The following is a 13,152-nucleotide window of genomic DNA, read 5'->3' as shown; positions in this document are numbered from 1 at the left end:
AGCATTAATGTATACGGCAGGAAAATAAAATAACCGGATGAAAAAAATTTACTTTCTAAGTTTCTGTTTTTTGATTTTAATTAAACTGTGCCAGGCCCAGCAGGGTCCGGTAAAATCAATCAGCGTAAACTTTCAACAAGCTACTATTGAGCAGTTTGTAACAGAGCTGGAAGCAAAATCAGGCTTTCATTTTTTTTACGACGCCATGCAGTTTGACAGTTTGAAAGTAACTCTGCAGGCAACCAATAAACCTATTGAAACCATATTGAGCCAGGCTTTTAAAAACACTGGTTTTAATTTCGCCATAACCAAACATCAGCAAGTGTTTTTAACTAAAGGGCGTGAAATACAAACCGGGCTGGCGGTAGGTTATTTTGGCATTACAGCTGCCAATGCAACAGCAGCAAATATGAGTGTGTCACCGGCTAATGCTGATCTTGATAAAGATAAAAAGATACCCGAAGCAACAACCGAAAATAAGCTATACGAAATAGGGATCAAAACCAACACTATTGAGGCAGGTACGGCAACGCTTTCGGGGTATGTAAAGGAAGCTAAATCGGGCGAATCTGTAACAGGTGCCAGCATATATGTAACCAATACCAAAACGGGTGTAGCTACCGACCAGTTTGGCTACTTTACTATCAAATTGCCCAAGGGCAGGCAGGTTTTAAGCGTTCGAGGCATTGGCATGCGCGATACCCGCAGGCAGATCATCCTTTATTCGGACGGGAAAATCATTATTGAAATGCAGGAGCAGGTAACCAGCCTTAAAGAGGTAAAGATCTCTGCCGAGAAAGTGGCTAATGTGCGTAATGTTCAATTGGGGGTGAACAGGCTTGATATTAAAAGCATAAAACAGGTACCTACCGTATTTGGCGAAGCCGATATATTAAGGGTGGTGCTTACCCTGCCCGGCGTTCAATCGGTAGGCGAGGCTACCACGGGTTTTAATGTACGCGGGGGCTCGGCCGATCAGAACCTGATCCTGATGAATGACGCCACCATTTATAACCCCTCGCATTTCTTCGGCTTTTTTTCATCGTTTAACCCCGATATAGTTAAGGATATCGAATTATATAAAAGCAGTATCCCCGAAAGATTTGGAGGGCGTTTGTCTTCGGTATTGGATGTAACCAATCGTGAGGGAAATAAGAAGAAATTTACCGGTTCGGCAGGCATTGGTTTAATCACCAGCAGGCTTAATGTTGAAGGACCTATCATCAAGAATAAAACCTCGTTTTCATTTGGCGGCCGCACCACTTATTCCGACTGGCTCCTCAAGCTCCTTCCAGATGCCTATAAGCACAGTTCGGCCTCATTTTATGACCTTAACCTGGATATAAGCCACCAGATTGATGATAAAAATAATCTGTATCTAACCAGCTACATAAGCAAAGATAAATTCAGGCTCAATAGTGATACTGCTTACAGTTACAGCAACAGGAATATCAACCTTAAATGGAAGCATAATTTTAACAATAAACTATTCAGTGTTATTACGGCCGGGATAGACAAGTACCAATATGATGTTTCAAGTGCTGATAACCCGGTAAATGCTTACAAGCTGAATTTTGATATTAACCAAAGTAATTTTAAAACGGATTTTACTTATTACCTTAACCGCAAAAACACTGTCGATTTTGGGTTAAGTTCCATTTATTATAAGCTCCATCCGGGCAGCTTTCAGCCTCTTGGCGCCCAATCATTGGTAGCTCCTGATGTTGTTGCCACACAACAGGCGCTGGAAAGCGCCTTATACCTGGGCGATAAGTTTGACGTGACCGACGATCTGTCGATAAGCGGTGGTGTAAGGTATTCAATCTATAATTTCCTGGGGCCGCAAACGGTGTATAACTATGCGCCTAACCTGCCTAAAACAAGCGCCAACCTGTTGGATAGTACCAACTACGCAAGTGGTAAGTTTATTAAAACTTATTCGGGGCCCGAAATCAGGCTTTCGGCCAGGTATCAACTGGGCGATAACCTATCGATCAAGGGCGGCTATAACACACTCAGGCAGTATATTCACCTGTTATCAAACACAACAGCCATATCCCCAACCGATGTTTGGCAACTAAGTGATCCTAATATCAAACCTCAATATGGTGACCAGGTATCATTAGGCCTTTATCATAATTTAAAATCAAACACCATTGAAACGTCGGTCGAGGTTTACTACAAACGATTAAGGGATTATCTCGACTATAAGAGCGGTGCTAACCTCGTATTAAACCATCATATTGAAACGGATGTGGTGGGTACAAAAGGCAAAGCATATGGAATTGAGTTTTTAGTAAAAAAAGCTACTGGGAAAGCCAATGGATGGATCAGCTATACTTATTCGCGCACATTTTTAAAGCAAAATGACCCTAATGTCGGAGATTTGATAAATGGTGGTGCTTACTATCCTGCAAATTTTGATAAACCCCATGCGTTTAATTTTATCAGTAACTACAGGTTTTCGCATAGGTTCAGTGTTTCTTTAAATCTTACTTACAGCACGGGCAGGCCTATTACCCTACCTATTGCCAAGTATGAGTATGGTGGTTCCGAGCGGGTATTTTATTCGGACAGGAACCAATACCGCATTCCGGATTATTTCAGGTCGGATTTTTCAATGAACATAGAAGGCAACCATAAAGTGCACCAGTTAACACACAACTCATTTACAATAGGTGTATACAACTTAACCGGCAGGCAAAACGCGTATTCAACATTCTTTACCGAGCAGGGCGGGGTCATTAACGGGTATAAGCTGTCAATATTTGCCAAGCCTATTCCATTTATTAATTACAATATCAGGTTTTAATTGAAAGCGATGAAAGGAAAACGATATATATTGATTTTATTATTGCTGGGAGGCATATATAATGCCTGTAAAAAGCCTTATAACCCTAAAATTGTTGACTCTCCCAATCATTACCTGGTTGTTGAAGGGGTGATAAACAATGGCAGCGATTCAACTATAATAAAATTAAGCAGAACGGTTAAAATTTCGGGCAATGTAAGCACAAGCGGAGTTGATAATTGCGCGGTATCTGTTGAAGCCGAAGGAGGAATAGCATATTCACTTACGCCCCGGGGAAATGGGACTTATGTTATACCTGCGCTTAACCTGGATGTGTCAAAAAAGTACCGTGTGCATATTGTCACTAACGATAATAAAGAATATGTGTCGGACTATGTTGAGGTAAAAAAGACACAGCCAATTGATAGCATAGGGTTTAATATTAAAAATGGTAACATGCAGGTTTATACAAATACGCACGATGCCTCCAATAGCTCCCGATATTACAGGTGGAGTTATGAAGAAACGTGGCGCTTTCATGCTAAATATCAATCGGCCTATATGGTAGATCAGGTAAACAAAAAAGTCGTCGGTCGGCCTCCCAGTGAGTATAATTATTATTGCTTTGCGGGGAGCAAATCAAGCACCATAGTGATAGGATCATCAGCTAAGCTATCACAAGATGTAATATACCAGCAACCGGTAACAACCATAGCCTCGACATCTGAAAAAATTGAAATGCGTTATTCTATTTTGCTGAAGCAGTACGCTTTAACAAAAGAGGCTTATCAGTTTTGGGAAAATATGAAGAAGAACACCGAGCAATTGGGGAGTATATTCGATGCGCAACCATCACAGCTAACGGGTAATATTCACAACCTTAAAGATCCGGCCGAACCTGTTATTGGATATATAAGTGTAACTAATGTTCAATCAAAACGGGTATTTATTGATAATGCCGATCTCCCTCGCGAGTGGGTGGCAACGTACCCGTATGATTGCGGTCCGCCTGATACTGCACTTTTTTCCAACCCTAAAACGCAGCAAAATGACGTATTAAACATGATTATTAATGGTAGCGGGATACCCGTAGCCGATATAACCGACGAAATGAACGTAATAGGATATACTTATTCATCAATTGAATGTACCGATTGCAGGATCAGGGGACGAGTACAAACTCCCTCATTTTGGATAGAGAGATAAAAAAGTTATGAATGATGCCATGAAAATAAATCAATAAGGTTTGGCTATGAAAGAAATTAAAAAACTTGCTATCGTTCCACTGCTTTTAGGCATGCTGCTCTTATCGTTAAACGGGTTAGCACAAACTATAAATCAAATTTCCGAGAGCTTTAATAAATATGGCCAAACTTCCTTACAGGAAAAAATATTTGCACACACCGATAAAAGTGTATATATGACCGGGGAAATTTTGTGGTTTAAAATATATAACGTTGATGCTACTTATCATAAGCCGCTTGGCCTTAGCAAAGTTGTATATGTTGATGTATTGGACAACAAGCAAAATGCCATAATACAAACTAAAATAGAAATGAAAAACGGCCTCGGGAGTGGCTCTGTTTATATACCGGTATCGGCAAGCAATGGTAATTATAAGTTAAGGGCCTATACCAACTGGATGAAAAATTTTAGTCCTGATTATTATTTTGAAAAGGCTATAGTCATTATCAATCCGTTAAAATCTCCCGAAGCCACGAATAAAGCACAGTCACCGGGCTACGATATTCAGTTTTTCCCGGAAGGAGGGAACCTTGTTGCGGGTATTAGCAGTAAAGTTGCTTTTAAGGTTACAGCATCAGACGGTACAGGCTTAAGTGAATGCAGAGGTTTTATTGTTGATCAGAAGCACGATACGGTAGCGCGCTTCCGGCCATTGAAATTTGGCATTGGCAGCTTTTTATTCACCCCAATAGCCGGGAATGTTTATACGGTTGTTATTAAATCGGGCAATACCCCGGCTGTTACCAAAGAGTTACCTGCCGTTGAAAGTCGGGGTTACGTAATGGCTGTAAAAGATGCAGGTAGCACACGGGTGGAGATCACAGTAAAAGGCGCCGGCGTTGAAGCTGGCGAATTATATCTGTTTGCTCATACAGGCCAATCGGTTAAAGCCGGCATAACAGCACCCTTTAATAGCGGTGCTGCCATTTTTACGCTTGATAAAGCTAAATTGGGCGAAGGAGTGTCGCACTTAACAATTTTCAATAGCGCCAGACAACCCGTGTGCGAAAGGCTTTATTTTAAACGTCCCAAACAAAACCTCATTATCGAGGCCTCCGCTGATCAGCCTTCATATACCCGCCGTAAAAAGGTAAGTGTGGACATCGCTGCCAAAGAATTTTCGGGGCGCGTAAAACCTGCTAACCTGTCAATGTCGGTTTATAAGATTGACTCATTACAAAATATTGATGCCGGCGAAATATTCAGTTATATGTGGCTCAAGTCAGATTTGCGGGGAAACATTGAATCGCCAGGCTACTATTTCAAAAATATCGATGCTGAAGCCGACACTGCCCTTGATAACCTCATGCTAACACAAGGCTGGCGAAGATTTCAATGGGATAATGTATTTGGTAATAAACAGGCCGCATTTAGTTTTTTGCCAGAGTATGACGGGCACCTGATTACCGGTAAAATAACCAATACGCAAACAGGTGGTATTGCCAAAGATGTAGTGGCTTATTTAAGTGTACCGGGAAAGCGGGTACAGCTTTACGCAGCAAAAAGTGATTCGACAGGCAGGTTGATTTTTAATACAAGACAGCTTTATGGTCCCGGCGAAATAGTAGTTCAAACCAATTCAGAACGGGATACCACCTATCATATTGATATTTTAAGCCCTTTTTCTGAACAATTCGCAAAATCCCCAATATTAAAATTTAACCTAACCCGGGGCATGCAAAGCGCCATTGAAGAACGAAGCCTGGGTACACAGGTTCAGAATATTTATTTAGGCAATAAGATCAAGCACTTTTATGAGCCGCAGGTTGATAGTTCGGGTTTTTATGCAACCCCCTATAAAACCTACCTTTTGGATAACTATACCCGCTTTACTACAATGGAAGAGGTATTGAGAGAGTATGTAAGAGAAGTTTGGGTTAACAGGTCGCAAAAACGGTATCATATCAAAGTACTTAACGGTAATGGTTTTTTAGATGGCGATCCGTTAGTAATGCTTGACGACGTGCCTGTTTTTAACATAGATAAGGTTATGGGTATTGACCCGTTGAAAGTTCGTAAGCTCGAAGATGTTCCGTACCGGTATTATTGGGGCCCATCTGTTTACGAAGGAATCTTAAGCTTTACAACTTATAAAGGCGATCTTGGCGGTGTTGAAATAGACCCCAAGGCCGTAGTGCTCGATTATGAAGGTCTGCAATTGCAGCGTGAGTTCTATTCTCCGGTATATGACACTGAACAGGGAGCTAAAAACCGGTTGCCCGATTTCAGAAACCTGCTTTATTGGGTTCCGGATATCAATACTTCAGCCGCAGGTAAAAATCAGTTGTCGTTTTATACGTCTGATCAAACAGGGAAATATATAGGAATTGTACAAGGAATTACGGTACAAGGTGACATCGCAAGCCAATATTTTAGCTTTGAAGTGAATTAACTACTATTAAATTTCTACAGGATTTATATTTTGTGATTTGCTTGTTTATGGTTGATTATCAGTAATTTATAATCGCCAAAAAAGGCGCACCGCGCAAAAAAGTGCTTAATTTTTTAAATAATGAACTTTTTTGAAAAAACAATTTGTGTAGAATAAAATGGTTTGTATATTTGCACACCCAAACGGAGGAGTGGTAGTTCAGCTGGTTAGAATACATGCCTGTCACGCATGGGGTCGCGGGTTCGAGTCCCGTCCATTCCGCAAAATCAATATTGAAATTGAGCAAAACCCTTCAAATGATATCATTTGAAGGGTTTTTTGTTTTTCTGCTATGCCAAATTATTCATTAAAAACAATAATTCTGGTGAGTAATTAGGTGAGTCAATTAAAGCCGCTCAATGACTCACCAAATACATTGTAACTGTTTGACAAACAATATGTTTAGCAAGTGAACATCTTGTATTCAAATGATGAGAAAATTAATTTTGTTTCACTATTAATCCTCATTATTATGAGAACAAACGTCAGTCTGCTTTTCTATTTGAAAAAGCCAAAACACTATCAGTCAGGCCCTATTCCCGTTTACCTCCGGTTTACGGTTGATGGTAAACGATCGGAAGCCGCCACTGGAAGAACCTGTGAATCCTCCCGCTGGAACAACAAAGCTGGAAGACTTACCGGTACCAAGGAAGATGTCCGTGCCTTAAACAGTTACCTCGATGGATTACAATCCAAAGCATTTGATTGCCACCGGATCATGACCCTGCATGATGAACTGATCACTGCTGAAACCTTAAGGAATAAGTTTATCGGAAAGTCAGATAGGGTAAGAACAATTACAGCGGTATTTGAAGATCATAACCAAAAAATGAAAAGCCTGGTAGGGCAGGAATTTGAGAAAAGCACTTTGCAGCGCTACGAAACCTGCCTGATGCATATCAAAGATTTCATGCAATGGCAGTTCAATGTATCGGATTTGCCCGTTACCAAAATTAACTTCGCCTTTTTAAACGATTTTGAATACTATTTAAGAAGCATCCGCAAATGTGGTAACAACTCTGCGATTAAATACATTAAGAACTTCGGAAAGATCGTCAGAATCTGTCTTGGTAGCGGATGGCTGACTGTCGACCCGTATCTCAACTATAAACCCAAAACTTCAAAAGTTAACCGAATAGCACTTACTAAAGACGAACTGAAAGCTCTCTCAGAAAGGGAGATGCCAATGGAACGGCTGAAATTGGTTAAGGATATTTTCCTGTTCAGTTGTTATACCGGCCTTGCCTACGTAGATGTAAGTAAGCTTAAACGTTCCGAAGTATTAAGGGGAATTGATGGCGAAAGCTGGATATATACAAACCGCAAAAAAACCGATACATTATCCCGAATTCCCTTACTTCCTTCCGCCCTTGAAATTATGGAACGATACCAGGAAAATCCACAATGTCAATGTGATGACAGGGTATTGCCGGTATTAAGCAATCAAAAGATGAACGCCTATCTTAAGGAAATAGCTGATCTGTCCGGAATCACTAAAGTACTTACTTTCCATATTGCCAGGCACACATTTGCTACCACCATCACGCTGAATAATGGAGTGCCAATAGAAAGCGTTGCTAAAATGATGGGACATACCAGTATCAAAACCACACAGATTTATGCTAAGGTGATGGATCATAAGATCAGTGAAGATATGAGTCTGCTGAAGCAAAAGTTAGCTACAAGTTGATCTGTGATCGAACATGGGGTTCTTACCCCTAATCATAAATTTGCCCGTGTGGTGCGGATTGAATGTCCCGGCAATGTCACCACATGGGTGAGCGTTACATAATCAGGATAGAGTTCTTGCGGTAACTTCTCATAAAGAATACAGAGTTTTATCAAGTTGGTACCGCTTGGCATTGTCTTGCCGGTTTCCCACGCGCTTATTGTAACGGTGTTGTTGTGCCCCAACAGTGTTGCAACGTGTTCCTGCGTATAGCGGGCTTTTCGGCGGATTACTCTCAACTTATTTGGATATTGTTGTTGTTTGTAATCCACGCTTATACGATACCAATAGTCGCAAGTATATTGTAAGTACCCTAAAATTAAATTAAAGTTTATGTTGAAAGCATTATTAGAAAATAAAAAAGCGAAGCTGTTAAAGGCTTCGCTTTCTTTCGACTCTATGCAGATTATTACTCCGTTATTTTAAGTCGAACGGGTGTACCATCTGGCAGATTATATATCTGACGAGCTATATTCGCATTGGAAGAAATGTACCCGGGAAAACTCCGGCTTGACAAGTTGTCCACCTCATATTCTCCGCCAATGATAAAAGGTTTTGTTGGACATAATCTCTTATTTAAATCTAATATGCCTTGCTTTTCCTTCCATTCTCTTGATATATCCTGTCCGGTGTAATATGAGATGTCATCCAAAACAACATCGATCCATTCGTCAAAGTTCTTGGCAATAACTTCCTTCTCTCCTGTTTCTATATTGAGAAAAACAATTCCCTGTTTTGAGAAACCGAACTGGTTGGAGAAAATTTCCTGAGCAAAAAAGAAGATGCCTTCTACTATCTCTTTGTACTCATCCGCGATAACCTGATTTATGCGAAAGATATTATTGTAATCTCTATCGGTGTTAATAGAATAGATTTGCAGTGAACGGTCGTAAAAATACCCCCCATTACAGATTGTATCTATAAAAGATATATAAGCGTCATCTTTGGTTATTTTCCGCAACTGTTCCAAGTTAGCCGAGTCGACCGTAGGGTTAGCGAAAAGCTCATTTGAATTATCAAGCAAATCTTTATAATTTTTCATTGTGTTACTACCATTTTAACTTTAGTACCATTGGGGAGCGGTTTTAGTTGTTGACCGATTGATCCACCTGCGCCCCTATTGTCAGATGGAGTAATAGGCCGAACACTGGATCCGCCAGTGCCGTTGTCGATTACAGCAGGAGGGACCTCATCCCGGTCTTTTCCTGGAACAACGTCAACGCTTTTCAATTTTTCTTTTCTTCGTTTCGGACCGCCTGTACGATCAACAACTCCTTCTGGATTAACTCCGTTTTTTATTGCATCTTCCAAATGTTGAGCTGATTCGGGGTATTTACTTTTAGAAATTCCAATTTCTACTGGTGGAGGATCGCCCTTATCTTCCCCCTTTCCAGTAATAATGTTCACTATAGCATTTTTTATAGTAAATGCTCCATGAGTTATCAAAGTACCTCCCGCTGCTGTTAGTCCCAATGAAACGCCCCCTGTTTCAGGCGCAGCTACAATACCTGCTGCACCAGCGGCACTGCCTCCTTGCATTTCGCCTCCGCCAACAAAGAGAGCCGCTACGTGCCCAAGCCTGCGTCCAAAGTTATATACAGTGCGACTTGAATGTCGAGACATTGGTGCATTTGCCCCCGTCATATCGGAAGCCAATGCATTAACAGCTCCTGCTAAGATATCGTTAGTATTACGTGCAATCCGCCCCCAATCAGGCCACATGCCATCGGGATCTTCAAATCTAATGGGATCATCGAAGCCATAAACATATGGCCCCCACCTTCTTCCTTTCTCCGCTAATGGGTCTACGCTCGTCCACCTTCCTATTATTGGATCATAGAACCTTGCGCCATAATCATACAGCCCAGTTTCTTCCTGCAACTCCTTATGGTTATAAAGATACTCATTTTTAGGAGATATGGTTTGCTGTGTCGACTGGATGCCATACCCAAAAGCGTAGTAATCATTCTCCTGTAACAATTTTGCTGTTTGCTGGGTACCATCATTCGGGTCAGGCGTCAGGGTTACCCTCGTGTTACCAAGATGGTCTTTTAGGTCATATTCATACACATAATTGCTTCCGCTTTTCCTGGCACGGCCTTCCTCGGTCTGGATGAACGCAATGGTAGAAGTACTGTTATCGTACTCGATGCCATCTTCATATTCTGTAGTCGTCGTAAGACCACCTGCTACAAGTATTTTTCTCAGCTTGGTACCCGATGCACTGTAAACATAGGTCACCGTGCTGCCGTCACTTTTAGTGATCGTTTGTGGCAGGTTCAGCATATTGTAGCTAATACCGCTGATTCCTTTGTTCTGGTCTTGCAACTCGTTACCATTGCCGTCATAGGCGTATTCATGGGTCGCCTGTACGGCATCTTTGAAACCCGCGTTCCCTGTATAGCCTGTTGCTGCGTCATCGATTTTGTCTACCAGATTGGTATTGGGTGTATAGGTATAGGTGAGGCTGTCGATCCGGGTCCGCACCGGACTGGCCGTGGTTCCGGTATTATCATACCTGCCGAGACCAGTAATGTTTCCCATATTGTCATAGGTCACATTTTCCCCGTATAAGTTGTCTTTGGGGCTGCTGGTGTTCGTTATCGACACCGCAGATAGAAGCCGGTTCAGGTTATCGTACCCGTAATTATAGGTTTGCTTTACCGGCGTTATCGTTGATCCCCCGATGACAATTGGGGCCGATTTCCAAACTGCCGTAGCTATGTTACCGCTATATTGTTTGGCCGCCGTTGTCGCTCCGTCATAGCTCAGCTCCTCGCCAAACTTATCGTTACTGTCATTATTGGTCAGCCCGCCGTCGCTGTTCAGGTTCGCGTTGTTGATGCTGCTTAGCCAGCCCCTCGGGTTATACCTATAATCAATGGTTTGCAGATAGTTTGCACCGCTGTTCTTTGAATGCAGCCTTTTGGTCTTAAGCTGCGCTACCTCGTTATAATCACTCCGGGTCAGGATCACTGAATCCTGTGCGGCATTACTGCCATCCTGTAACTGGTTGACGGTTCTTTGCTTACGCCCCATGTGATCATAGGTATAGCTGTTCCGTTCGGTTAGTGTCAGTACACCTGCAGTTCCATTCGCGTTTTTCAGGTAATGTAGCCGTTTTAGCACCGTAGGCTGTTTTACAAAGTTGTAGGTGGTTTGGATATCATCATAATTGTACAGGCTCAGCAACGCGTTACCGCCAACATAATGCTGGTCAAATGTCCTGATCACCTGTCCCTCATTATCATAATACGGAACACTCCATAGATAATCCCCTGTATTCAGTACCAATGTTTTCGAAGCCGTCAGTAGGCCGGTTGTCTGCTTGCTGTACGCGGTGTTGGCCGTTTGGTCATAAGCAGCCGGAAAGCTCGGGATACCCGCATAGCTGTCATAATAGTTCACGCTCAGCGGGGTTGCTATGGCTCCCGGCCAGCAATTGGTGGTATAACCGTTGCCGGTGTTAACCGGTGTTTCCCATTGGGCACTCTGGTTATCCACCAGTCCCTGGATCGCCGCGTGGATATCCGTACCTGCGGTACTGCCCGGGTGCTGATAAATGCCCGTCAATACCGTCCTGCCCATCGCGTCATATTTAGTGATCGTCCACTCCTGTGTAGCTTTCATCCTTTGTACAGAATCCTGGGTCGCTACCGGTTGGTCGAGTTTATTATAAATAATGTATTCCCAGCCCTTGCCCGGGATTTTCTTCTGCACCAGCCTGTTCCGCGCATCATAACGGTACTGGTAACAGCGGTTGTCAAGGGTTGTTTGGGAAATAGCCGTACCTTGTGCATCCGGGTTCGCACCCGGCGGCAATACAAAGCACAGGTTGCCGAAGTCATCATACACATAATAGGTCGAGAGCATCTCTGCTGCCGTTCCCTTGATATTATACGTGCGTTTCAGCACCACGTGACCTTCCTTGTCTTTATATTCCTCGGTGGTATTGAAACAGCCGTCAGATGATGGCAGCGACTTCCAGTTTTCGTTACGGGTGATCGTTACCATTAACTGGTTAGGAGAATAGGTGGCGCTGCTATTACTTCCCCGCCCCAGCGTCCGGCTTTGGTTCGCGTTGATGCTTGCCGTATACAGCGCTGCCATTCTGCTGCCGTTGTTGCCTGTTACTGCTGCGGTATTAAAGTTACTGATTTGGTCATTAGTGGTGTATACCATCCGTACTGAATGGCTGTTGCTACCGGCATCAGGTGTAGTGCCTAACTGCCAGGCCGTTCCCGGTGCACCCTGCTCAATCACCCGGTTAAGCGGTGATGGCTCGAAGCCCGTTTGCGCAAATGGAAATGAGGTGTTCGGCACACCGTTCGTTTGCTGTGTTGCCGATGTGTTGCCAGGGTTATAAAAAGTGGTCAGCGCTCCTGTCAGCGCATCGCTCTTGTAGCTGCCGTCGGTTGTCGTAGCCGCATAAGGCAGGTATTTCATCGCTTCCCTGCCATATTGATCATAGGCAAAGGGCTGCACGATATCTTTTTTCAATGGTGAGCCTTTGATCTGTACTGTTTGCAGCGGCCGGCCCAAGCCGTCCATATACTGCACCGTCTGCACCAGCTCGCAGGTGGTGCGGTTGGCTAAATCACCGGTATTGATCCCTGTTCCTGCATTCTTCATGCCGCCTACCTGCGGTACCGAGGTGAGGATATAGTTCTGATTCGCACTTAACGATATCGTCTGCGGAACACAGTCTGGCGCTACGATATAAAAGTTCAGGCTGCTTCCTGCGGCGGCTGTAAAAATAAAGTTCGGGTTTAAAGTGATACTGCTATTGCTGTAATAGGAGCCCGCTGCCGGTGCGGTAGTTAGCGTTGCCGGTGGCGCGATATAGGTCTGCGCCGAGACCTGCATAGCGAACATAAACAGTAGCAAAATGATGGCTACCGTAAAACGGCCATGATAATGAGCATTTCTTTTCATGCTTCAAATATTAGTTGTGAT

7 protein-coding genes and 1 tRNA gene are annotated in these 13,152 nt (G+C 43.0%); 5 read left to right on the top strand and 3 right to left on the bottom strand.

Features of this window, described 5'->3' with window-relative positions; all coding sequences use genetic code 11:
• The first annotated feature begins 37 nt into the window (after positions 1-37).
• The 5 genes from ABIC84_RS15020 to ABIC84_RS15000 all read left to right on the top strand — a co-directional run bounded on the left by ABIC84_RS15020 (position 38) and on the right by ABIC84_RS15000 (position 8,157).
• The gene (locus ABIC84_RS15020; protein WP_426582367.1) at positions 38-2,812 is read left to right on the top strand and encodes a TonB-dependent receptor; all 2,775 of its coding nucleotides are present in this window, start codon (positions 38-40) and stop codon (positions 2,810-2,812) included.
• A gap of 9 nt (positions 2,813-2,821) precedes the next feature.
• Positions 2,822-3,997, top strand: coding sequence for a DUF4249 domain-containing protein (locus tag ABIC84_RS15015; protein ID WP_429264066.1), 1,176 nt, complete (start codon positions 2,822-2,824; stop codon positions 3,995-3,997).
• A 46-nt stretch (positions 3,998-4,043) separates the two neighbouring features.
• On the top strand, positions 4,044-6,428 hold the full coding sequence (locus ABIC84_RS15010; RefSeq protein WP_426582363.1) for a hypothetical protein: 2,385 nt from the start codon (positions 4,044-4,046) through the stop codon (positions 6,426-6,428).
• A gap of 187 nt (positions 6,429-6,615) precedes the next feature.
• Positions 6,616-6,689 (top strand) — tRNA-Asp (locus ABIC84_RS15005).
• Between the two features lie 250 nt (positions 6,690-6,939).
• Positions 6,940-8,157 (top strand): site-specific integrase, encoded by a 1,218-nt coding sequence (locus tag ABIC84_RS15000; protein WP_429264065.1) that lies wholly within the window; start codon positions 6,940-6,942, stop codon positions 8,155-8,157.
• 32 nt (positions 8,158-8,189) lie between these two features.
• On the opposite strand, the gene ABIC84_RS14995 is transcribed toward ABIC84_RS15000, so the two are convergent.
• The 3 genes from ABIC84_RS14995 to ABIC84_RS14985 all read right to left on the bottom strand — a co-directional run bounded on the left by ABIC84_RS14995 (position 8,190) and on the right by ABIC84_RS14985 (position 13,131).
• The gene (locus ABIC84_RS14995) at positions 8,190-8,468 is read right to left on the bottom strand and encodes a helix-turn-helix transcriptional regulator (RefSeq protein ID WP_429264064.1); all 279 of its coding nucleotides are present in this window, start codon (positions 8,466-8,468) and stop codon (positions 8,190-8,192) included.
• A 137-nt stretch (positions 8,469-8,605) separates the two neighbouring features.
• Positions 8,606-9,238 carry an SMI1/KNR4 family protein gene (locus tag ABIC84_RS14990; protein WP_429264063.1) on the bottom strand — a complete coding sequence of 211 codons (633 nt, stop codon included), beginning with the start codon at positions 9,236-9,238 and terminating at the stop codon, positions 8,606-8,608.
• Positions 9,235-13,131, bottom strand: a complete 3,897-nt coding sequence (locus ABIC84_RS14985; protein ID WP_429264062.1) for a DUF6443 domain-containing protein — start codon at positions 13,129-13,131, stop codon at positions 9,235-9,237. Before ABIC84_RS14985 ends, ABIC84_RS14990 begins: the two co-directional genes overlap by 4 nt.
• Between the last annotated feature and the right edge of the window lie 21 nt (positions 13,132-13,152).

Source organism: Mucilaginibacter sp. 3215 (genome assembly GCF_050433785.1).
Lineage (GTDB): Bacteria > Bacteroidota > Bacteroidia > Sphingobacteriales > Sphingobacteriaceae > Mucilaginibacter.
This window is presented reverse-complemented; position numbering and strand designations above follow the sequence as displayed.